This is a genomic window from Actinophytocola sp. (assembly GCF_009379765.1).
Classification (GTDB): domain Bacteria; phylum Actinomycetota; class Actinomycetes; order Mycobacteriales; family Pseudonocardiaceae; genus Actinophytocola.
Map to the genome: position 1 here is coordinate 1 of NZ_WHTD01000155.1, position 20257 is coordinate 20257.

The 20257-nt window shown below is 70.3% G+C and carries 22 protein-coding genes and 3 pseudogenes; 11 read left to right on the forward strand and 14 right to left on the reverse strand.

What is annotated here, in order from left to right; all coding sequences use genetic code 11:
* Positions 1 to 137: 137 nt before the first annotated feature.
* Positions 138 to 404, forward strand: a pseudogene (locus GEV28_RS33635) (plasmid stabilization protein); the annotation flags it as partial.
* Positions 405 to 469: 65 nt separating this feature from the next.
* Here GEV28_RS33635 and GEV28_RS33640 read toward each other — a convergent pair.
* Entirely contained in the window at positions 470 to 766 is a 297-nt protein-coding gene (locus tag GEV28_RS33640; protein ID WP_291416911.1) for an iron-sulfur cluster biosynthesis protein, read from the reverse strand.
* A 151-nt stretch (positions 767 to 917) separates the two neighbouring features.
* Here GEV28_RS33640 and GEV28_RS33645 point away from each other — a divergent pair, with 151 nt between their 5' ends.
* Both GEV28_RS33645 and GEV28_RS33650 read left to right on the forward strand, forming a co-directional pair.
* Positions 918 to 1340: an ATP-binding protein gene (locus GEV28_RS33645; protein ID WP_291416914.1), complete on the forward strand. Its 423-nt coding sequence runs from the start codon at positions 918 to 920 to the stop codon at positions 1338 to 1340.
* A gap of 65 nt (positions 1341 to 1405) precedes the next feature.
* On the forward strand, positions 1406 to 2143 hold the full coding sequence (locus GEV28_RS33650; RefSeq protein WP_291416950.1) for a SigB/SigF/SigG family RNA polymerase sigma factor: 738 nt from the start codon (positions 1406 to 1408) through the stop codon (positions 2141 to 2143).
* A gap of 233 nt (positions 2144 to 2376) precedes the next feature.
* On the opposite strand, the gene GEV28_RS33655 is transcribed toward GEV28_RS33650, so the two are convergent.
* The 4 genes from GEV28_RS33655 to GEV28_RS33670 all read right to left on the reverse strand — a co-directional run bounded on the left by GEV28_RS33655 (position 2377) and on the right by GEV28_RS33670 (position 4920).
* Positions 2377 to 3255 (reverse strand): Ku protein, encoded by an 879-nt coding sequence (locus GEV28_RS33655; protein ID WP_291416916.1) that lies wholly within the window; start codon positions 3253 to 3255, stop codon positions 2377 to 2379.
* A 73-nt stretch (positions 3256 to 3328) separates the two neighbouring features.
* Positions 3329 to 3619, reverse strand: a complete 291-nt coding sequence (locus tag GEV28_RS33660; RefSeq protein WP_291416918.1) for a hypothetical protein — start codon at positions 3617 to 3619, stop codon at positions 3329 to 3331.
* 73 nt (positions 3620 to 3692) lie between these two features.
* Complete coding sequence (locus GEV28_RS33665) at positions 3693 to 4499, reverse strand: trans-aconitate 2-methyltransferase (protein ID WP_291416920.1); 807 nt, start codon at positions 4497 to 4499, stop codon at positions 3693 to 3695.
* A 40-nt stretch (positions 4500 to 4539) separates the two neighbouring features.
* On the reverse strand, positions 4540 to 4920 hold the full coding sequence (locus GEV28_RS33670) for a nuclear transport factor 2 family protein (protein WP_291416922.1): 381 nt from the start codon (positions 4918 to 4920) through the stop codon (positions 4540 to 4542).
* A 32-nt stretch (positions 4921 to 4952) separates the two neighbouring features.
* Here GEV28_RS33670 and GEV28_RS33675 point away from each other — a divergent pair, with 32 nt between their 5' ends.
* The 7 genes from GEV28_RS33675 (at position 4953) to GEV28_RS33705 (ending at position 11853) form a co-directional block, all read left to right on the forward strand.
* The gene (locus GEV28_RS33675) at positions 4953 to 5537 is read left to right on the forward strand and encodes a GNAT family N-acetyltransferase (RefSeq protein WP_291416924.1); all 585 of its coding nucleotides are present in this window, start codon (positions 4953 to 4955) and stop codon (positions 5535 to 5537) included.
* 10 nt (positions 5538 to 5547) lie between these two features.
* Positions 5548 to 6570 (forward strand): LacI family DNA-binding transcriptional regulator, encoded by a 1023-nt coding sequence (locus GEV28_RS33680; protein WP_291416926.1) that lies wholly within the window; start codon positions 5548 to 5550, stop codon positions 6568 to 6570.
* Positions 6571 to 6780: 210 nt separating this feature from the next.
* Entirely contained in the window at positions 6781 to 8160 is a 1380-nt protein-coding gene (locus GEV28_RS33685) for an extracellular solute-binding protein (RefSeq protein ID WP_291416929.1), read from the forward strand.
* A gap of 67 nt (positions 8161 to 8227) precedes the next feature.
* Positions 8228 to 9178, forward strand: coding sequence for a carbohydrate ABC transporter permease (locus tag GEV28_RS33690; RefSeq protein ID WP_291416931.1), 951 nt, complete (start codon positions 8228 to 8230; stop codon positions 9176 to 9178).
* A gap of 5 nt (positions 9179 to 9183) precedes the next feature.
* Positions 9184 to 10071: a carbohydrate ABC transporter permease gene (locus tag GEV28_RS33695; protein WP_291416934.1), complete on the forward strand. Its 888-nt coding sequence runs from the start codon at positions 9184 to 9186 to the stop codon at positions 10069 to 10071.
* Positions 10072 to 10078: 7 nt separating this feature from the next.
* The gene (locus tag GEV28_RS33700) at positions 10079 to 11692 is read left to right on the forward strand and encodes a glycoside hydrolase family 13 protein (protein WP_291416952.1); all 1614 of its coding nucleotides are present in this window, start codon (positions 10079 to 10081) and stop codon (positions 11690 to 11692) included.
* Positions 11689 to 11853, forward strand: coding sequence for a hypothetical protein (locus tag GEV28_RS33705; protein ID WP_291416936.1), 165 nt, complete (start codon positions 11689 to 11691; stop codon positions 11851 to 11853). Before GEV28_RS33700 ends, GEV28_RS33705 begins: the two co-directional genes overlap by 4 nt.
* Positions 11854 to 11945: 92 nt before the next feature.
* On the opposite strand, the gene GEV28_RS33710 is transcribed toward GEV28_RS33705, so the two are convergent.
* On the reverse strand, positions 11946 to 12677 hold the full coding sequence (locus GEV28_RS33710) for an SDR family oxidoreductase (RefSeq protein ID WP_291416938.1): 732 nt from the start codon (positions 12675 to 12677) through the stop codon (positions 11946 to 11948).
* Between the two features lie 69 nt (positions 12678 to 12746).
* Here GEV28_RS33710 and GEV28_RS33715 point away from each other — a divergent pair, with 69 nt between their 5' ends.
* The gene (locus GEV28_RS33715; RefSeq protein WP_291416940.1) at positions 12747 to 13598 is read left to right on the forward strand and encodes a LysR family transcriptional regulator; all 852 of its coding nucleotides are present in this window, start codon (positions 12747 to 12749) and stop codon (positions 13596 to 13598) included.
* On the opposite strand, the gene GEV28_RS33720 is transcribed toward GEV28_RS33715, so the two are convergent.
* The 8 genes and pseudogenes from GEV28_RS33720 to GEV28_RS33755 all read right to left on the reverse strand — a co-directional run.
* A complete protein-coding gene (locus GEV28_RS33720; RefSeq protein WP_291416954.1) occupies positions 13595 to 14302 on the reverse strand; it encodes a hypothetical protein in 708 nt (235 codons plus the stop codon). The two genes, GEV28_RS33715 and GEV28_RS33720, sit on opposite strands and share 4 nt — an antisense overlap.
* Positions 14303 to 14307: 5 nt before the next feature.
* On the reverse strand, positions 14308 to 14793 hold the full coding sequence (locus tag GEV28_RS33725; protein WP_291416942.1) for a hypothetical protein: 486 nt from the start codon (positions 14791 to 14793) through the stop codon (positions 14308 to 14310).
* An 88-nt stretch (positions 14794 to 14881) separates the two neighbouring features.
* A complete protein-coding gene (locus GEV28_RS33730) occupies positions 14882 to 15388 on the reverse strand; it encodes a PaaI family thioesterase (protein ID WP_291416944.1) in 507 nt (168 codons plus the stop codon).
* Between the two features lie 36 nt (positions 15389 to 15424).
* Positions 15425 to 16072: pseudogene (locus GEV28_RS33735) on the reverse strand (chitinase); the annotation flags it as partial.
* Positions 16073 to 16362: 290 nt separating this feature from the next.
* Positions 16363 to 18156 carry a thiamine pyrophosphate-binding protein gene (locus GEV28_RS33740; RefSeq protein WP_291416956.1) on the reverse strand — a complete coding sequence of 598 codons (1794 nt, stop codon included), beginning with the start codon at positions 18154 to 18156 and terminating at the stop codon, positions 16363 to 16365.
* Between the two features lie 14 nt (positions 18157 to 18170).
* The gene (locus tag GEV28_RS33745; protein ID WP_291416946.1) at positions 18171 to 19076 is read right to left on the reverse strand and encodes a 2-hydroxy-3-oxopropionate reductase; all 906 of its coding nucleotides are present in this window, start codon (positions 19074 to 19076) and stop codon (positions 18171 to 18173) included.
* A gap of 172 nt (positions 19077 to 19248) precedes the next feature.
* Positions 19249 to 20037 (reverse strand): TIM barrel protein, encoded by a 789-nt coding sequence (locus tag GEV28_RS33750; protein ID WP_291416948.1) that lies wholly within the window; start codon positions 20035 to 20037, stop codon positions 19249 to 19251.
* 27 nt (positions 20038 to 20064) lie between these two features.
* Positions 20065 to 20257 (reverse strand): annotated as a pseudogene (locus GEV28_RS33755) (hypothetical protein); the annotation flags it as partial.

The following is a 20257-nucleotide window of genomic DNA, read 5'->3' on the forward strand; positions in this document are numbered from 1 at the left end:
AGAGGGACCAGGCGCCGGCCGACATTGCCGGTCGCGCCGGTCACCACAATCGTTGGCTGAGACATGCCACCGAGGCTAGGACCTCGACATTGCTGGAGGTCAAGTCGGCGGAACCGCAGGTCGCGACGCATGTCTCGGACCGGGGCGCGAGCACCCGCCGGGCCAAGGAGTTCGCGGCCAGGACGGTGAACAAGAACCGGGCGCAGGCCGGTGAGTCCCGCGAGGCCAGCAGGACCTCGGTCGAGGACGTGTCGCCGCAGCAGCGCGGCGGGAAACGGGCCGGGAAACGGCAGGGACCGGGTGGCCCGACCAGGGACCAGCTCTACAACGAGGCCCGCAGGAAGAACATCCGCGGGCGGTCGACGATGACCAAGCAGCAACTGCGGAAGGCCCTCGGCCGGTAACCGCCCGGCCCGTGTCCGGTCAGGACACCGCGGCGGCCACCGGCGACCCGGTGGCCGCCGCGCGGTCAGGAGGCTCGTTCGAGCACCGCGAAGTTCAGCTGACCTTCGGCATCCTGTTGTACGTCAAGCACTTTGTCGGACAGGTAGTCGGCAGCCTGCTCCTCGAGGAACACGTGCGCACCGGTGTCCGCGGTGACCACCTTGTCACCCTCCACCGGTGACGACGCCACGGTGAGCGCGAGCGCGGCCTGCGAGTCCACCTGCGTGCGCATGGAGAACCGCAGTCCACCGTTGTCGTCGATGCCACCTTGTGCGGTCAGCGCCGTGATCGCCTCGGCTGCCGCTTCCGTTACCGCCAACATGTTGGCTCCTTCCTTCGACGGCGTGCGCGTCCCACGTTAGGGGCGCGTGCCGGGATGCGCTCGGCCGGGCCGGGCCCGACGTTGACCGTGGGCGGTAAAGTGGCCGGTCACAACAGGTTTCCGAACTCCAGATTGTGGGTAGCCGAGCACCATGAGCGTGGGAAGCGGCGACGGCCGTGCGGACGAGATCGAGCTGCGACTTGGCGCCGAACTCACGAACCTACCGATCATCCGGTCGCTGACATCGAGCATCGCCATGCGCGCGGACTTCGATCTCGACGCGATCGCGGACCTGAAGCTGGCGGTCGACGAGGCGAGCTCCACGCTCATCACCCGTGCCGTGGCCGGTGCGACGCTCGGCTGCCGGTTCATCGTGAGCAAGGACGAGATCAGGTTCGCGGTGAGCATCCCGTCCGCCGATGACGCCAAGCCCAGCAGCGACACGTTCGGCTGGCGGGTGCTGACCACGCTCACCGACCACGCGGAGAGCCGGGTCGAGCAGGACGCCGGGCCCGCCGGCCAGCACGTGGTGCACATCGAGCTGGCCAAGCGGCGGGCGGACGGTCCGGAGTGACCACACAGCGTTCGCAGGCCAAGAACCGGGACAACCCGGACACGGGCTACGGACATCTGACGCCGATGTTCGACGAGATGGCGTCACTCGACGAGGACGATCCCCGGCGGGTCAAGCTGCGCAACGAGCTGGTGACCGGGCACCTGGCCCTCGCCGAGCACATCGCGGCGCGGTTCTCCAACCGTGGCGTGCCGCGCGAGGATCTGGTGCAGGTGGCGACCCTGGGCCTGATCAACGCGGTGGACCGCTTCCAGCCGGATCGCGGCACGGACTTCCTGTCGTTCGCCGTGCCCACGGTGATGGGCGAGGTCCGGCGGCACTTCCGTGACGCCAGCTGGTCGATGCACGTGCCCAGACGGCTCAAGGAGCTGAACCTTTCCATCAACGCGGCGAGTGCCGAGCTGTCCCAACGCCTGGGCCGCGCACCGACCCCGAGCGAGCTGGCCCGGCACCTAGACCTGAGCCAGGAGCAGGTGTACGAGGGCCTGGAGGCGGGCAACGCGTACCACTCCATGTCCCTGGACGAGGCCCTGTCCCCCAACGCCGGCTCGGACGCTCTCGGGGAGACCTTGGGAGAGCACGACACGGCGCTCGACGGCGTGGAGGACTACGAGTCGCTGCGCCCACTGGTCGAGCGCCTGCCGGAACGCGAGCGGACGATCCTCACCCTGCGGTTCTTCCGGCACATGACCCAGACCCAGATAGCCGAGCGAATCGGCATCTCGCAGATGCACGTGTCGAGGCTGCTGGCGCGCACCCTGGAACAACTGCGCCAGGGCATGCTGGGCGAAGAAGAAGACTGAGCCTCGGCCAGCCACCTGCCACACCCGCGCCAAGTCGCCCCGCCACGTAGCCGAGTCGCCCCGCCACGTCGCCGAGTCGCCCCGCCACGTCGCCAAGTCGCCCCGTGGCGATCGGTGGGGTGGGGACCAGCCCGCGTCGACACACCGACACCCAAGGACGACACAGCGACGCAGGAAGTCGACACACCGACGCCCGGGGACGACACGGCGACGTGCCGGCGCGGGCCGACGGCTCAGCGAATCGGAGTCCGGGACCGGCCCGCCGCCTCCTTCGCGGCCGACCGTTCCTCCGCCGCCCTGTCCTCGGCGGCCCTAGCCTCCGCGACAACGTCCCGTGACCCGCGCGACTGCTTCTCCACCAGCGTCGAGCGCAGGGCCGTCAACAGGTCGGACGCGCCGACCTCCTGCTCGGCGATGGTCGGCTGGACGAGCTCGTTGCCCTCGATCTTGGCCTGTACCAACGCTTGTAAAGCCTCCCGGTAGTGATCGGTGTACCGGCCGGGCGAGAACTTCTCGCTCAGCGCGTCGATGAGCACCGTGGCCTCACGCAGCTCGGCGCCGGAGACCTCGACATCCTGGTGCAGGAACGGGAAGTCCGGCGACCGGATCTCGTCCGGCCACAGCATGGTCTCCAGCACGATCACCTGGTCGCGGATCCGCAGCACGCCCAACGACTCGCGGGCGCGCAGCGCCACCTTGACGATCGCCACCCGGCCGGACTGCTGCAAGGCCTCGCTGAACAGGACGTACGGCTTCGTGCCGGACGGTTCCGGCTCCAGGTGGTAGCTCCGCGCGAAGTAGATGGGGTCGATCTCGCCCAGCGGCGCGAACGCCTGGACGTCGATGGCCCTCGAGGTGGGCAGCGGTAACTTCGCGAAGTCCTCGTCGGTGAGGACCACGGTCTCACCGCCGGGCATGACGTAGCCGCGGGCCATCTCCTCGCCGCCGACCGTCTTGCCGTCGACCTCGCAGACCTTGCGGTGCCGGACCCGTCCACCATCGCTCAGGTGCACCTGGTGCAGGCCGGTGGACTGCTCCTCCGTGGCCCCGTACGCCCGCACCGGGATGTTGGCCGCACCGATCCGGATGGTGCCGTTCCAGACGCTTCGCATGTGTTCCTCCCCGTTCGGCAACACCTGCAGGTTATCCCGGACGGCCCGCAGGTCACAGCCCCAAACGGGTGGTTTATTCGAACAGATGTTCACCTTCTGCGAGCGCGTCCGCGGCGTGCCCGGTGGCACGTGCGGCGGCCCGCAGAACCTCGGCCAGCGCGTCCCGGTCGGCGGCCGGAACCGCGTCGAGCCGGTCGGCCAACCGGGAGAGGGTGGCGGCGATGTGGCGCTGGCCGGCGACGAGCTGGCCGACCACCTGAGCGAGGTCGTCCGGCGGCTCGGGGTCCGCGGCGAGCTCGGCGGCGCAGGACTCCAGGTGCGCGGTCAGCACGGTCGCCGGAAGGATCAGCTCGCGACCCGCCACCTCGCACCGCCCTCCAGCTCGGGACCCCGGCCATCGTGCCACCGCCAGGGCGCCGACCTGGGGCGACACACCGTCATGACTTGCGCTTGTGGACGCCGACGAGCGCCGGCAGGCGAACGTGGATCGTGCGGTCCTCGGCGGCCGCGGCGAGCTCGGCCAGGAAGGCGTCGCCCGCGACCTGGGTGGTGATGCCGAGCCGGATCGCGGCGGGGAGGGCACTCGTGTACGAGCCCCGGATGAAGCCGGTGGTGTCCGCGAGCGGCGCGAGCACCCCGGAGACATCGGTGCCGTCCGGCGTGCCGATGCCCGCGTCGAGGAAGTGCCGCGGCAGGTGCAACCCGCACCGGGAATCGCCGCCGGTCTGCTCGAACACGCCGTCCATCACCCGGCCGAACTCGTCCCAGCAGGCGAGCCGCGGCCAGACGGCCATGCCGGCGGTGTCGTAGTCCTGCACGACGAGCACGCCACCCGGCCCGACCCAGCCCCACAGCCTGCGCAGGAACGCCACCGGGTCGGCGAGGTGCATCACCACCAGCCGCACGTACACGACGTCGAACGCCGGCAGGTCCAGCTCGTGCACGTCACCCTCGACGAACTCCACCCGCGCGGCGACCGTGGCCCGCAGAACCTCGACGGCCTCTCGCCCGATGGCCCCGTCCACGTCGACGCCGGTGACCACGCCGTCGGGGCCGACCCGCTCGGCCAGCAGCCGCATGACCTCGCCGGGCCCGCAACCGACGTCCAGGCAGCGCGCCCCGACCGGCACGCCGACCTGGTCGAGCAAGCGCGCGGTGGCCGGCTCCCACAGCTTCGACTGGGTGCGCAGCCGGCGGTACTCCCCGGACGTGCGCTCGAGGACATAGGGCGGGGTGACTGTCATGGCGAGCGAACCTAGCGGAACCAGGCCTACCGGACGAGGGTCAGGGCACCTCGGCCGGGTCGGCATACGCGCGCATCCGCACGACCTGTCCACTCTGGACGGTGAACACGTCGGCCACGGTGGCCGCGTGCGGGGTGCCGTCGGCCAGCTCGCCCTCGACGTGGTGCACCACCACGATGTCCGGCCCGCGCCGGGTGGCCGTGGGCGTCGACGTGAACCGGGTCCACCCGGCGTGGGAGGCACGCAGGTACTCGGCCACCGCGGCCGGGCCGACCCGGCGTCCGCCGAGCGGGAACTCGGCCGGCTCGATCCACTCGACGTCCGGGTGCAGCGGGGCGACCGCCGCGTCGATGTCGCCGCGGGCGTAGGCCGCGTACGAGTCGAGCACCAGTGCCACGTCCGGGTCGGAAATTCGGTCCACGACGAGCTCCCCTCGGTGCCAGGATCCCCGGCATGGACATCTTCCTGGAGACCGAGCGCCTGCGGCTACGCCGGTTCACCGAGGGCGATCTGGACCTCCTGGTCGAGCTCGACGGCGACCCGGAGGTGATGCGCTACCTCACCGGCGGCGTGCCGACCACGCGCGAGCAGAACGAGCACGTCGTCCTCCCGCGCATCATCGGCTGCTACGACCGCTTCCCCGGCTTCGGCATCTTCGCCACGCACGGCAGGGACACCGGGGAGTTCGTCGGCTGGTTCATGTTCCGCCCCCACCGCGACCGCCCGGACGAGGTCGAGCTCGGCTACCGGCTGCGGAAAGCCGCGTGGGGCAAGGGATACGCCACCGAGGGCTCGCTCGCGCTCGTCCGGTACGGCTTCACCGGGACCGGCCTCGCGAAGGTCTACGCCGAGACCATGGCCGTCAACGCGGCGTCCCGGCGGGTGATGGAGAAGGTGGGCCTGCGCTACGAGTCGACGTTCCACCCGTCCTGGCCCGATCCGATCGAGGGCGCCGTGCACGGCGACGTCCGGTACACGCTCGACCGCGCGGAGTGGAATACCGCAAGTCAGCGCAAGAACTTGCAAGACCTGTCGTAGAGTTGCGGACATGGCGCAAAGACGGCTGTCCGAAGTGGCTCAGAAGGTTGGTGTCAGCGAGGCGACCGTGAGCCGGGTGCTCAACGGCAAACCGGGTGTCTCCGAAGCGACCCGGCAGGCCGTGCTCACCGCGCTGGACGTGCTCGGCTACGAGCGACCCACCCAGCTGCGCGGCGAGCGAGCCCGACTCGTCGGCCTGGTGCTCCCCGAGCTGCAGAACCCGATCTTCCCCGCGCTCGCCGACGTCGTCGGCAGCGCGCTGGCCCAGCAGGGCTTCACCCCGGTGCTCTGCACCTGCACCGGCGGGGTGTCCGAGCCGGACTACGTCGAGCTGCTGCTCGCCCAGCAGGTGTCCGGGGTGGTCTTCGCCGGTGGCAGCCACGCCGAGGCCGACGCGCCGCACGAGCACCACTACCAGCTGGTTCGCCGCAAGCTCCCGGTCGTGCTGGTCAACGCCTCGATCGACCTCGACTACCCGGTCGTCTCCTGCGACGACGCGGTCGCCGTCGAGCAGGCGTTCGGCCACCTCGTCGCGCTCGGCCACCAGCAGATCGGCATGGTGCTCGGCCCGCGTGACCATATTCCGTCCCAACGCAAGCTGGTTGCGTTCCGCGCCTGCGCCAAGCGCATCGGGCTCACGGTCGACGAGCACACCATCGGCCACACGATGTTCTCGGTCGAGGGCGGTCAGGCCGTTGGCACCCGGCTGGTGCAGAACGGCATCACCGGGCTCATCTGCGCGAGCGACCCGCTGGCGCTGGGCGTGATCCGCGCGGTGCGCAGGCTCGGCATGCGCACCCCCGAGGACGTCTCGGTCATCGGCTACGACGACTCCACGCTCATGACCTGCACCGATCCGCCGCTGACCACGGTCCGCCAACCCATCGAGGCCATGGGCCGCGCCGCGGTGGAGCTGCTCGCCAACCAGATCGCGGGCATCGAGGTCTCCATCGAGGAGCTGCTCTTCGAGCCCGAGCTGGTCGTCCGCGCGTCCGCCGCGCCGGCCAGGACGAGGCGGCCCACCCCGGCCTGACCCACTTTCACCAGGCGCCCCGGCGAGACCGTCGCCGGGGCGCCCGTCCTATGTCCAAAAGTCGCGATGACAGCTCGGCGGCAGTCGCGTATCAGGTGAGAGTCGAAATTTTTCAAACTGATGTCGAACTATTGCGGCAAACCGTCGTGAGTCCTATGGTGTGGGTCACAGATTTTCACTCCGGTCCCCCCACGCAAGGGTTATCCGACGATGAGCACACCCATCCAGCGCAGATCCTTAGCCCTGGTGTTGGCGGCCGGCCTTGGCCTTGCCGTCACCGCCTGTGGCAACGAGGCCGACGACGGCGCGGACGCCGGCGGCGGCAAGGTCACCATCACGGTCAACGGCCAACCTCCGAAGACCCAGCCGTTCGAACGCAAGATCTTCGACCAGGACGTCGCGGAGTTCGAGAAGGCCCACTCGGACATCGACATCCAGCCACGCGAGGGGTTCATGGACCCCAAGACCTTCAGCTCCAAGCTCGCGGGCGGGCAGTTGGAGGACGTGTTCTACGTCTACCTGACCGACCCGGCGAACCTGATCGCCCGGCGTCAGGCCGCCGACATCACCGACTACGTCAAGGACGTCCCGCACTACGACGAGCTCCAGCCCGAGCTCAAGAAGATCTTCACCGACGACAACGACCGGGTGTACGGGCTGCCGACGGCGAACTACTCGATGGGCCTGCTCTACAACCGCAAGCTGTTCACCCAGGCCGGCCTCGACCCCGACAGCCCGCCGGCCACCTGGGACGAGGTCCGCGCGGCCGCGAAGAAGATCACCGCGCTGGGCAAGAACACCATCGGGCTCGCCGAGCTCTCCAAGAACAACCAGGGCGGCTGGCACTTCACCACCTGGATGTACTCGATGGGCGGCCAGATCGCCAAGAAGGACGGCGACAAGTGGGTCGCGGACTTCAACAACGACAAGGGCCGTGCGGTCGCCGAGACCATCCACGCCATGCGCTGGGAGGACAACACCATGGGGCAGAAGCAGCTCCTGGTGTTCGAGGACGCGCAGCGGATGTTCGGCGCCGGCCAGCTCGGCATGTTCGTCGGCGCGCCGGACAACATCCCGCCGCTGGTCAACCAGTTCAAGGGCGACTACGCCGACTACGGCCTCGCGCCGCTGCCCGGCGGCGAGGGCACCCTGATCGGCGGCGAGGGCTACATGCTCAACCCCAAGGCCACCCCGGAGAAGATCAAGGCCGGGCTGACCTGGATCCAGTGGAAGTACCTCAACCCGGACCGGATGGAGTCCACCCTCAAGAGCTACGCCGACCAGGACCAGCCGATCGGGCTGCCCACCGCGCCGCCGAACGCGGCCGCCGACGTGTGGGTGGGCGACCTGGCCGAGAAGCAGAAGTCGCTTCGGGAGAAGTACGCGACCGTGCCGGTGGAGAACTACCAGTCGTTCGTCGACGGCCTCTCCGTGCTGAAGAAGTACATCGAGCCGCCCAACGCCCAGCAGGTCTACGCCGCGCTGGACAACGTGATGCAGGGCGTGCTGACCAACCGTGACGCCGACATCGACCAGCTGCTCTCCGCAGCGGAGACGAAGGTCAACACCGCGTTGTCGCAGGTCAAGTAAGTCTGGTCCGGCCGGGAGCGCGTACCCTTCCCCGCTCCCGGCCGGATCCTCCACGCCGAGGGGTTCGATGTCCACCACCGCCAGCCCGGAAGTGCTCGCGCCACCCGAGGTGCGTCCCGCCGGCACCCGTCGCGGCCCGACCACGGGCCGGCTGCGTCGCACGATCCTCGACAACCTCACCGCGTACGGGTTCCTGTGCGCCGCGCTCGTGGTGTTCGCGCTGTTCTCCTGGTACCCGATCATCCGCGGCGTCCTGCTGAGCTTCCAGCAGGTCAACTTCGTCACCGACCCGATCTGGGTCGGCTGGCAGAACTTCGAGACCCTGTTCGCGGACCCGCTCTTCCTCACCGCCTGGCGCAACACCCTGCTGTTCACCGGGCTCGCGCTGGTCATCGGCTTCGCCGTCCCGTTCGCGGTGGCCGTCGTGCTGAACGAGCTGCGGCACATCAAGGCGTACTTCCGGATGGTGGTCTACCTCCCGGTCATGCTGCCCCCGGTTGTCGTCGCGATCCTCTGGAAGTGGTTCTACGACCCGGGTCCCGGCCTGTTCAACAGCGTGCTGCGGTTCTTCGGCCTGCCCGAGTCGGCATGGCTGAACTCCGCGGACACCTCGATGCTGTCGCTGGTGGTCGTGGCCACCTGGGCGTCGATGGGCTCGGCCACGCTGATCTACCTCGCCGCGCTGCAGACGATCCCCGGCGAGCTGTACGAGGCCGCGGAGCTCGACGGCGCGAACCTGTGGCAGCGGCTGCGGCACATCACGATCCCGCAGACCCGGTTCGTGCTGCTGGTCATGATGCTCCTGCAGATCGTCGCGACCATGCAGGTGTTCACCGAGCCCTACATCATGACCGGCGGCGGGCCGGAGGACTCCACGGTCACCGTGCTGCTGCTCCTCTACCGCTATGCCTTCGTCTACAACGACTTCGGCACGGCCAGCGCGATGAGCCTGCTGCTGTTCGTGCTGCTCGGCGGGTTCTCCGCCCTTTACCTGCGGCTCACCCGGACGAGGAGCTGATGGCCATGGCCGAGGACCGTCCGGTTCGGACCCTGCTGTCGCCGTGGACGCTCGAGCGCACCAGGGGCAAGGTCGGCTACTGGCTCGTCTTCGCGGGAGTGTTCGCGCTGTTCACCGCCGCGTTCGTCGTCCCGCTGGTCTGGATGCTGCTCGGCGCGATGAAGTCCGCGCCCGAGCTGGCCCGCACGCCGCCGACACTGCTGCCCGAGCAGTTCAACGTGGTGACGTACAAGGAAGCCTGGGACTTCATGGAGCTCGCCGGGTACTTCCGCAACACGGTGGTCGTGGCGGCCGGCGCGTGGCTGCTGCAGCTCGCGGTGTGCGTGCCCGCGGCCTACGCGCTGTCGAAGCTGCGCCCGGTGCTCGGCAGGTGGATCCTCGCGCTGATGCTGGCCACGCTCATGCTGCCGGCCTCGGCGCTGCTCGTGCCGACCTACCTGACGATCACCGAGGTCCCGGTCGTCGAGGTGAACCTGATCAACTCGCCGGCCGCGATCTGGCTGCCGGCGGCGGCGAACGCGTTCAACATCTACCTGCTGAAGCGGTTCTTCGACCAGATCCCGACCGACCTGCTCGACGCCGCCCGCATCGACGGCGCGGGCAGCGTCACCACGATGGTGCGCATCGTGCTGCCGCTGTCCCGGCCGATCCTCGCGGTGGTGTCGATCTTCGCGATCGTCGCGGCATGGAAGGACTTCATCTGGCCGCTGCTGGTCCTGCAGGACCCGAACATCCAGACCCTCAGCGTGGCGCTGCAGCGCTTCGAGCCGGACACCCCGATCAACCTGATGCTCGCCGGCCTCGTGCTGGCCAGCATCCCGATGGTCGTGGCATTCCTGGTTTTTCAACGACAGATACTGGCCGGCCTCACCGCCGGCAGCCTCAAGGGGTGATTTCGTGTTGCAGCAGGAATGGTGGCGCGGTGCGGCGATCTACCAGGTCTACATCCGCAGCTTCGCCGACGGCGACGGCGACGGCACCGGCGACCTCGCCGGCGTCCGGGCCAAGCTGCCGTACCTGGCCGACCTCGGCATCGACGCGATCTGGTTCAACCCGTGGTACCCGTCGCCGATGGACGACGGCGGCTACGACGTGGCCGACTACCGCGACATCGAGCCGGCGTTCGGCTCGCTCGCCGAGGCGGAGAAGCTGATCGAGGAGGCGCACAACCACGATATCAAGATCATCATCGACATCGTGCCCAACCACTGCTCCGATGTGCACCCGTGGTTCGCCGCGGCGCTCGCGGCCGGGCCGGACTCGCTGGAGCGGGAACGGTTCTGGTTCCGCCGCGGCCGGGGCGAGCACGGCGAGCTGCCGCCGAACAACTGGCGGTCGCGTTTCGGCGGTCCCGCGTGGACCCGGGTGACCGAGCCGGACGGCACGCCCGGCGAGTGGTTCCTGCACCTGTACTCCTCCCGGCAGCCGGACCTGAACTGGACCAACCCCGAGGTGCACGAGGAGTTCGAGGACATCCTGCGGTTCTGGTTCAACCGCGGCGTGGACGGGTTCCGCATCGACGTGGCCGACGGGCTGGTGAAGGCCGACGGGCTGCCCGACGTCGAGGACGCCGAGGGGGGCCCGGTCCCGTACTCCGACCTGGACGGGGTGCACGAGATCTACCGGACGTGGCGGCGGATCGCCGACGGCTACCCCGACAAGCGGGTGTTCGTCGGTGAGATGTGGCTGCCCGACCCGCTGCGGTTCGCGATGTACCTGCGCCGGGACGAGCTGCACTCGGCGTTCAACTTCGACTTCCTGTCCTGCCCGTGGGACGCCGGCCGGCTGCGCGAGGTGATCACCGCGACGCTGGCCGCACACGCGCCGGTCGACGCGCCGGCCACCTGGGTGCTGTCCAACCACGACGTCACCCGGCACGTCACCCGCTACGGCCGCGCGGACACGTCGTTCTCCTTCGCCGACCGCCAGCATCTCGCGCCGACCGACCCGGTGCTCGGCACCCGGCGGGCCAGGGCCGCGGCGCTGCTGACGATGGCCCTGCCCGGTGGGGTGTACGTCTACCAGGGCGAGGAGCTCGGTCTGTCCGAAGTGGAGGATCTGCCGGACGCGGTGCGGCAGGACCCGGTGTTCAAGCGGACGGCCGGTGCGGACATCGGGCGGGACGGCTGCCGGGTGCCGCTGCCGTGGTCCGGCGACGCCGCGCCGTACGGGTTCAGCAACAACGGCACCGCGCCGTGGCTGCCGCAGCCGGCCGGTTGGGCGGCGTTCACCGTCGAGGCGCAGACCGACGACCCCGGTTCGATGCTCGAGCTGTACCGCCGCGCGCTGCGGCTGCGGTCGGCGAACCCCGCGCTGGGCGACGGGCGGATGACCTGGCTCCCCGACCTGCCCGCCGGCGTCCTGGGCTTCGACCGCGACCTCGGGTTCACCTGCGTGGTGAACCTGTCCCCCGACCCGGTGGAGCTGCCGGCGCCCGACCAGGTGCTGCTGTCCAGCCAGCCGCTCGAGGGCTCACTGCTGCCGCCGGACACCACAGTCTGGCTGCGAACATGAACAAGGCCGGCGGCTCGGTGACGATCAGCAACGTGACCGCAACGGGCGTCGGCGCCGCCGGCACGTACAACTGCCCGTACCCGGCGGGCTCCCCGGCGATGACCTTCGCCGGTTCGGGAAACACCGGCTGGGACACCGAATGGGAGAACTGCACCACCTGACCCGCCCCCTGACCCGCGAGTCCAACCCCCAGAACCCGCGAGTCCAACGTTCGCGGCACCCGGGTCCTACGCTCGGGTGCCGCGTTTCGTTGTCACCAGGCGACTTCGCCCTCATCGTCGAAGAAGCCGGCCGTCGGGCCGTCCGCGCCGACCGTCGCCAGCCTCACCGCTACGGCCGCGCCCTGGTCGGCGGTGCGGAAGCCGGCGAAGCCGTTCAGGTCCGTCGCCGTGTAGCCAGGGCACACCGCGTTCACCAGGATGCCGTTCTTGCGCACGTGCTTCGCGTACTGGGCCGTCACCGCGTTGAGGGCCGTCTTCGACACCGGGTACCCCAGCATCGCCGGCATGTCGGCCAGGTACCCGCCGTCCGCGGCGGTCATGTTCGCGAGCGAGCCGACGCTGCTCGACACGTTCACGATTCGCCCGGCCGCCGACCGCAGCAGCAGCGGCAGCATCGCGTCGGTCACCGCCATCACGCCGAACACGTTCACGTCGAACACCCGGCGCACCTCGGCGAGCCCGCCCGCACCCGCCTCCTGCGCGCCGTCACCGGTGATGCCCGCGTTGTTGACGAGGATGTCCAGCCGGCCGAACCGCGAGTCGATCTCCGCCGCGGCCGCCGCGATCGTCGCGCCGTCGGTGACGTCCAGCGCGATCCCGTGCACATCCCGGCCCTCGTCGTGCAGCTTCGCCACCGCGGCCTCCCGCCGCGCCGTGTCCCGCACGCCCAGCAGCACCGTCACACCCCGGTCGGCCAGCTGGCTCGCGATCGCGTAGCCGATCCCCTTGTTGGCCCCGGTCACCAGGGCGACTGTCTCGGTCATGCCTCCAGCCCACCAGCGCCGGCGGGAAAGCGCCAAGACCGGTTGGGTCAGAACCGATACCCTCAGAGTATGGAATCACGGGAGCTCGCCTACTTCGTCGCCGTGGCCGAGGAGCTCAACTTCGGCAGGGCGGCCGCGCGGCTGGGCATCGCGCAGCCGCCGCTGTCACGGGCCATCCAGCAGCTCGAACGCCGGCTCGGCGTCACGCTCCTCGAACGCACGAGCCGCCAGGTGTCGCTCACGACGGCCGGCGAGGTGCTGCTGCACGAGGGCCGCAAGGCGCTCACCACGCTGGAGTCCGCCGAGCGGCGGGCCAAGCGGGCCGGCCGGGTCGACCCGCGGCTGGTGCTCGTGATGAAGCCGGGCGGGGACGCCGGCCTGCTCGAGCAGGTCCTCGACCGCTACGCCGAGCACCCCGAGGCGGTCGAGGTCGAGGTGATGATCTGCGGCATCGGCGAGCAGGAGGGATTCCTGCGCGACGGCACCGCGGACCTGGCGATGCTCCGCCTCCCCCACGACGACCCGTCCGGCTTCGCCACCGAGGAGCTGCTGACCGAGCGCGAGGTCGTCGTCCTGCAGCGCAACCACCGGCTGGCGGGGCGGAAGTCGGTGCGGATGTCCGACCTGGCCGGCGAGATCCTCCCCAGGTGGACCGACGAGTGCCCCTCGAGCGGCCCGGTCGTCCGCGACACCGGCCAGGTGACGCAGCTGATCGCGCTCGGCCGCACCATCGCGGTGCTCCCCCAGTCGGTGACCTTGCACCTGCGCCGCGACCTCGTGGCCGTCCCGGTCATCGACGGCCACCTGACCACCCTGCTGATCGCCTGGTCGGAGGAGAGCCGCTCGCGCCCGCTGGCCGCCTTCGTCCGCACCGCCGCCGAGGTGGCGGCCGCCCACACGGGCGTCGAGGCCGCCGGTTAGCGCACCGCCCCGGCACCCGTCGGGACGCCGGTCAGCCCGCGCACCGCGGCGGCCGGGTCACGCCCCGGCAGCGGGCCGACGACGCAGCCGGTGAAGCCCAGCCCGGCCACTCGCTCGACGTCGCCGCGGTCGCGCACCTCGCTCTCCATGACCACCGGCACGCCCGCCGGGACGAGGGCCCGCAGCCACGACGAGTCGTGGGTCAGCCCGACCAGCGCGGCGCCGGCGTCGAGCGCGCGCTCGACGTCCTCCTCGTCGGTGGTCGAGACGAGCGCGTCGATGCCGAGGCCGTCCGCGACCGCGACGATGTCCGCCAGCTCCGCGTGGTCGACCGCCCGCACCGTCACCAGCACGGCGTCCGCGCCGCACGCGTACGCCATGTCGACCTGCCGGACGTCGACCACGACGTCGGCGAACAGCACCGGGACGTCGACCGCGCCGGCGACCCGGCGAACCAGCTCCGGACCGCCGCCGAGGTGGACCTCGTCGGCCGGCACCGACACCCCGGCCGCGCCCCCCGACTCGTAGGCGAGCGCCAGCCGCACCGAGCGAGCATCCACCACGATGCCGACGTCGCGCCCGCTCACCGCGGCGGTGAACCGGCCGGGCCGCAGCGGGCGGTGCCGCTCCACCCGCGGCGCGGGCGGCGCGACCGGCAGGGCCCACAGCTCGCGCTTGGCGGCGATCATCCGGTCGAGGTCCATGCCGGTCACCAGGCCGTGGTGAGGTGGAAGTCCACCCCTGGGCGCAGGCCGCTGCCGGCCGCGAGCCGAGCGGAGAGCGCGGCCACCGCGTCCGCCGCCAGCGCGCACCGCAGCTCCACGACCGAGCCGTGCCGCAGCAGCGGGCCGACCGTGTCGGCGGCGCTCTCGACGTGCCGCAGGTCCGCCAGGCCGTCGTCGCCGACCGGTGCCGGCACGCAGATGACGTAGACGTCGAGGCCGGCGAGCCTGCGCGGGTCCGAGGTCGGCTCGAACCACTCCGCGGTCGCCACGAGCGCGTCGGTCGAGACGCCGGGCAGGTAGGACTCGCCGAGGCGCAGCGCGGCGATCTTGGCCGGGTCGGTGTCGAGGCCGGTGGTCAGCCGGCCGGCGTCGGCGAGCGACAGGGCCAGCGGCAGGCCGGTGTCCCCGAGCCCCACGACGCCGACGGTCGCCATCTCGGTACGGGCCCGCTCGCTGAACGTCGCCGTCATCGCGCCTCCTCCTGCCGTCCTCGTCCAAGAGTCGACACGAGTGCTCGAGTTCCGCTCGAGTCCGACTCGTGATGGCTTGACGAGCCGGTCAGGCAGGGCCCATGACGAGCAGCGTGCTGCTCGCCGTGGCGACCACCTTGCCGTCCGGGGCGCGGACGTCGGCCTCGGCGAAGGCCACCCGGCGGCCGGGCTTCACCACCCAGCCGTGCGCGATCAGCTTGCCCGTGTCCGCGTGCACCGGGCGCAGGTATGACACCTTGATCTCCATCGACGTGTAGCCCACGCCCGCCGGCAGTGTGCTGTGCACCGCGCAGCCCGCCACGGAGTCCAGCAGGGTGCACATCAGTCCGCCGTGCACGACACCGATCGGGTTGAAGACCGACTCGTCCGGCTCGCAGGAGAACACGACGTCCCCCTCGGCGACGGTCTCCGGCCGGAAGGACATCAGCCCGCCGATCGGGGGCGGTGGCAGGTCGCCACGCAGCATGGCGCGGAGATAGTCCAAACCGGACATCTCCGCGCCGGCCGCGGCCGTCGCCAGCGGGTCGTACCAGGTGACGGTCTTACTGCGTGGCTCGCCCCACGATGCGCTCATGAGGCACACCGTAACAGCTGGATCTGAAAGGTAGACTCAGAATCCTGCGGTGATGTGGGTGAACTCCCAGTCCGGCTGGTCGATGCCGCTGCAGGTCGACGTCACGCCGCCGCCCGGGCACCCGCGGTCGCGGTTCACCGCCCAGAACGCGAGCCTGGCGAGCCCACTGGAGGACGCCCAGTCGGTGATCCGCTGCCAGGTGTCCGGCGAGGTCATCTCCTGCTGGTCGGACAGCCCGTTCATCCCGGAGATGCCCATGTTCCCGTACGCCTCGGCGTCGGACCACCCGAAGGTCGACGCCAGCTTGCTCTTGAGACCCTCCGCGGCGCCGACCGTGTCGGTGTAGATGTCCGCGCTGCCGAAGTCGAACGGCATGATCGTGAACACGTCGATGTTCGCGCCCAACGCGTCGGCCTGGTCGATCAGCCGGTTGCCGTAGTAGTTCGGACCGGTCGTCGAGGTGCCGAAGGTGACGATCGTCGTCAACCCTGGGTTGTTCTGCTTGACGATCTTCAACGCGTTCAGGATCCGGTCCTGCACGGTCTCGTTCTCGAACTCGTCGGTGTTCTCGATGTCGATGTCGATCGCCGACAGCCCGTACGCGTCGATCACCTGCTGGTAGGCCCCGGCCAGCTCCTCCGGGGACGAGCAGTTCGGGCCCAGCTTGTTGCCGCTCCAGCCGCCGACGCACCCCCAGGCAGCATCGCGGCGGCCGCCGCAACCACGGACAGGACAGCAAGAATCGAACCTCTGCGCATGCGCGTACTCCCTCGTCTTCCGAGCGTGGGCCCCGACCTACGCCAAACATGAACCGAGCGCCGGCATCGCGAACCCGCGATGCCGGCGCTCAGTGTGGTCTAGACCACGCACCTGGTCAAGGTCTGAACCTGGACCGGTCCAGTAACCGCACATGGCCAGTCACTGGACCGGTCGCCCTAGTCATTTGTTCCCTTTGTCGGGAGACCGTGCGGTACTCAGTCCCCCGCCGGGGCCAGCTCGGGCACGGGCTCGAACTCCTTGACGGCGTCGATGGAAACCGGCCCCATCGCGGCGTTGGCCTCGCGCTCGACCATCACCTCGACGAGCACCGGCAGCGACAGCGCCTCCGACTCGGCGGCCGCCCAGGCCAGCGCGTCGCGGATGTCGCCTGGCTGCTCGACCCGCCGGGCCGGGCAGCCGAACGCCTCCATCAGCTTCACGTGGTCGATGCCGCCCTCGCCGTAGTGCAGGTCGACCGCGTAGTTCATGTCGTAGGAGATCTCCGCCTGCCGGATCAGCCCGAGGTACTCGTTGTTGACCATCACGATGACGAACGGGATCTTGTACTGCGCGGCGACCGCGATCTCCTCCATCAGGAACTGGAAGGAGTAGTCGCCCGCGACCGCGACGACCTGCCGCTCCGGGAACGCGCACTTGACGCCCATCGCCGCCGGGACCTCCCAGCCCAGCGGCCCGGCCTGGCCGCACACGAGGTAGCGGCGCGGCAGGAACGTGTGCTGGAACTGGCCGGACCAGATCTGGTACAGCCCGATCGCGGTGACGAACGTGGTGTCCGGCCCGAAGAACTCGTTCAGCTCCCGGTAGACCCGCGGCGGCTTGATCGGCACGTCGTCGAAGTCGTCGCGGCGCGGCAGCGTCGCGCGCAGCTCGCTGACCCGCGCCGGCCACGCTGAGCTGATGCTCGACCCTGCAAGCAGGTCTGAGCTGATGCTCGACCCTGCAAGCAGGTCTGAGCTGATGCTCGACCCTGCAAGCAGGTCTTCGGTGGACCGCCGCCCGGCGCCGAGCGTGCGGGCGCGCTCGGTGAGCGCGGCCAGCGTCGGCCGGGCGTGGCCGACGATGCCGAGGTCCGGCTCGAACACCTTGCCGAGCTGGGTCGGCTCGATGTCGACGTGGATGAACTTGCGCCCCTTGGTGTACACGGACAGGTCGCCGGTGTGCCGGTCGCCGAACCGGGCGCCGACCGCCAGCACCAGGTCGGACTCCAGGAAAGCCTGGTTGCCCCAGCGGGTCTGGGTCTGCAGGCCCGCCATGCCGGCGAAGAGCTCGTGGTCCTCGGGGAACGCGCCCTTGCCCATCAGCGTGACCTGCACCGGGACGTCGAGCTCCTCGGCCAGCTCGCGCAGCTCGGCAGCGGCGTCGGCGATGATCACACCGCCGCCGGCCAGGATCAGCGGCCGCTGCGCGCCGAGCAGCATGTCGACCGCGGCCCGGACGCGCGCCGGGTGCGGCTCCGGAACCTCGATCGGCAGTGGCGCGTCGATCGCGGGGTCGTAGTTGCACGACCCGCGCTGCACGTCGAGCGGAAGGTCGATGAGCACCGGACCGGGCCGCCCCGACTGGGCGATCCGGAACGCCTCCCGGAACACCCACGGCGCCTGGCCGGGCTCCTTCAGCTGCACCGCCCACTTGGTGACGGGCTTGGCGATCTCGACGATGTCGACCGCCTGGAACGCCTCCTGGTGCAGCTTCGCCCTGGGCGCCTGGCCGGTGATGCAGATCATCGGGATGGAGTCGGCGAGTGCCGTGTACAACCCGGTGATCATGTTGGTTCCGGCAGGACCGGAGGTGCCGATGCACACCCCGACCTTGCCGGTGGCTCGGGACCAGCCGTCCGCGGCGTGCGTGCCGCCTTCCTCGTGCCGCACGGTGATGTGCTTGATGCCGCTGTTCCGCATCGCCGCGTACAGCGGCAGGATCGCGGCGCCCGGGATGCCGAACACGGTGTCGACGCCCTCGGACTCCATGACCGCGACCGCGGCCTCCATGCAAGGAATGCTGTTCACCTGGTCAGTCTCCTTTTACCCGCGGTGTTCGCGCCCGCAATGCCGTCAGCCACCTTGAGCAGAGCGGAGTGATCGAGTGAGCCGTATCCCTGGGCACGCGCCGCCGCGATGAGCTGCGCGACGAGCCCGCCGACCGGCAGGGCCACGTCGGCCTCCCGCGCGGCGTCGAGCACGATGCCCATGTCCTTGTGGTGCAGGTCGATCCGGAACCCCGGCGCGAACTCGCGCGCCACCATGGACTTCCGTTTGAGCTCGAGGATCCGGCTGCCGGCGAGCCCGCCGGCGAGCACGTCGAGCCCGAGCCCGGCGTCCACACCGGACGCCTCGAGCAGCACGATCGCCTCGGCGACCAGTGCGTAGGTGCCGCCGACCACGAGCTGGTTGGCGGCCTTCACGGTCTGCCCGGCACCGGCCGGTCCAACGTGGACGACCGTCTTGCCGAGTGGGGCGAACACCGGGGCCGCCGCGGCGAAGCTCTCCTCGGCGCCACCGACCATGATCGACAGCACCCCGTCGATCGCGCCCTTCTCCCCGCCGGACACCGGGGCGTCGAGGACCCGCAGGCCCTTCTCCGCGCCCTCCCCCGCGATCCGTCGCGAGGTCTGCGGCCGGATGCTCGACATGTCGATGTAGAGCAGACCCGGCTTGGCCGAGTCGAGCACCCCACCCGCGCCGAACGCGACCTCCTCGACCTGCGGGAAGTTGGGCAGCATCGTGATCACGACGTCGGCGTCCACAGTGGCCTGCGCGATGCTGTCCGCCGGCTGGCCGCCGTCGGCCGCGAGGCGCTCCAGCGATACCGGCTGCACGTCGAACCCGATCACGTCGAACCCGGCGCTGAGCAGGTTCGTCGCCATCGGGCTGCCCATGATGCCCAGCCCGATGAACCCGATGGTGGTCACGGCTGCTCCGCCTCCCCGGAATTAACCCTTGTGGTCACCGTGCGTTGGTGCCGTCCAGTTCGGCGCGTACCGGTGGCCGGGTCGCGTCCCGTTCCCCTTGGGTGCGGTTGGCCGGCACGCGGTTCGTGCAGGTTCCCCGCTGCTCGACTAGCTGAGGTCGACCCAAGGGGTGTCATGGCATGTCCTCCAACCATCCGAAACTTTTCGCGCTGGGACCAACTGGCTTGTACTCCAGGCCGACCGACCCGTCGTACGGGCTCGCGACGAGCAGGGTGAGCACGTCGGCGTAGTCGATCTCGCCGGTGCCCGGCTGACCACGGCCGGGCGAGTCGGCGATCTGGACGTGGCCGAACCGCTCGGCGCTGTTCGCGATCAGCGCCCGGATGTCCTCACCCATGCGGGACAGGTGGTAGAAGTCGGCGAGGAACGCCGTGCCGGGCACCTGGTCCACCACCTCGAGCGCGGTTTTCGAGGAGGTGAGCGGGTAACGCGTGTTCTCGTGCGAGTTGAGCGCCTCGATCACCACCGTGGCGCCGATGCGCCTGGCCGCAGTCACCGCCAGGGCCAGGTTCTCGAGTGCCAGGTCGTGATCGGTGTCCTCGGATGTGTTGCCGTACAAGGCGTTCAGCACGCGACACCCCATCCGCTCCGCGAACCCGACCGCCACGTCGACGTTGTCGCGGAAGCGCCCGCTCGTCGAGTGTGCCGACAGCAGGCCGCGGTCACCGCTCGGCATGTCGCCGGCGTCGAAGTTGAGCCCGACCAGGCTCACCCCGGCGTCGGTGACGGCGCCGGCCAGCGCGTCGAGCTCGCGGTCGGCCGGTACCGGCCCGTCGAACGGCCACCACATCTCGACCGCGTCGAACCCGTGCCCGGCCGCGGCAGCCGGGCGCTCCAGCATGGGCAGTTCGGTGAACAGGATGGACAGGTTGACGTCGTAACGCAGGATCTTCGCGGTCATGAGTCTCCTCAGGCCCTCTCGGGTGGCCTATCCGGCGACGGTCTGGACCAGGCTCTGCCGGGCCAGCTCGGCTGTTTCGGACGGGGTCTTGCCGACCTTGACGCCGGCCGCCTCGAGGGCTTCCTTCTTGGCTTGCGCGGTGCCGGACGAGCCGGACACGATGGCGCCGGCGTGGCCCATGGTCTTGCCCTCCGGCGCGGTGAAGCCCGCGACGTAGCCC

Bases quoted from the DNA above. Each gene is read 5' to 3' on its own strand.
- GEV28_RS33640 (WP_291416911.1), bottom strand. From the start codon at position 766: ATGTTGGCGGTAACGGAAGCGGCAGCCGAGGCGATCACGGCGCTGACC.
- GEV28_RS33645 (WP_291416914.1), top strand. From the start codon at position 918: ATGAGCGTGGGAAGCGGCGACGGCCGTGCGGACGAGATCGAGCTGCGA.
- GEV28_RS33650 (WP_291416950.1), top strand. From the start codon at position 1,406: ATGTTCGACGAGATGGCGTCACTCGACGAGGACGATCCCCGGCGGGTC.
- GEV28_RS33655 (WP_291416916.1), bottom strand. From the start codon at position 3,255: ATGCGAAGCGTCTGGAACGGCACCATCCGGATCGGTGCGGCCAACATC.
- GEV28_RS33665 (WP_291416920.1), bottom strand. From the start codon at position 4,499: ATGACAGTCACCCCGCCCTATGTCCTCGAGCGCACGTCCGGGGAGTAC.
- GEV28_RS33675 (WP_291416924.1), top strand. From the start codon at position 4,953: ATGGACATCTTCCTGGAGACCGAGCGCCTGCGGCTACGCCGGTTCACC.
- GEV28_RS33680 (WP_291416926.1), top strand. From the start codon at position 5,548: ATGGCGCAAAGACGGCTGTCCGAAGTGGCTCAGAAGGTTGGTGTCAGC.
- GEV28_RS33685 (WP_291416929.1), top strand. From the start codon at position 6,781: ATGAGCACACCCATCCAGCGCAGATCCTTAGCCCTGGTGTTGGCGGCC.
- GEV28_RS33690 (WP_291416931.1), top strand. From the start codon at position 8,228: ATGTCCACCACCGCCAGCCCGGAAGTGCTCGCGCCACCCGAGGTGCGT.
- GEV28_RS33695 (WP_291416934.1), top strand. From the start codon at position 9,184: ATGGCCGAGGACCGTCCGGTTCGGACCCTGCTGTCGCCGTGGACGCTC.
- GEV28_RS33705 (WP_291416936.1), top strand. From the start codon at position 11,689: ATGAACAAGGCCGGCGGCTCGGTGACGATCAGCAACGTGACCGCAACG.
- GEV28_RS33710 (WP_291416938.1), bottom strand. From the start codon at position 12,677: ATGACCGAGACAGTCGCCCTGGTGACCGGGGCCAACAAGGGGATCGGC.
- GEV28_RS33715 (WP_291416940.1), top strand. From the start codon at position 12,747: ATGGAATCACGGGAGCTCGCCTACTTCGTCGCCGTGGCCGAGGAGCTC.
- GEV28_RS33720 (WP_291416954.1), bottom strand. From the start codon at position 14,302: ATGGACCTCGACCGGATGATCGCCGCCAAGCGCGAGCTGTGGGCCCTG.
- GEV28_RS33725 (WP_291416942.1), bottom strand. From the start codon at position 14,793: ATGACGGCGACGTTCAGCGAGCGGGCCCGTACCGAGATGGCGACCGTC.
- GEV28_RS33730 (WP_291416944.1), bottom strand. From the start codon at position 15,388: ATGAGCGCATCGTGGGGCGAGCCACGCAGTAAGACCGTCACCTGGTAC.
- GEV28_RS33740 (WP_291416956.1), bottom strand. From the start codon at position 18,156: ATGGAGGCCGCGGTCGCGGTCATGGAGTCCGAGGGCGTCGACACCGTG.
- GEV28_RS33750 (WP_291416948.1), bottom strand. From the start codon at position 20,037: ATGACCGCGAAGATCCTGCGTTACGACGTCAACCTGTCCATCCTGTTC.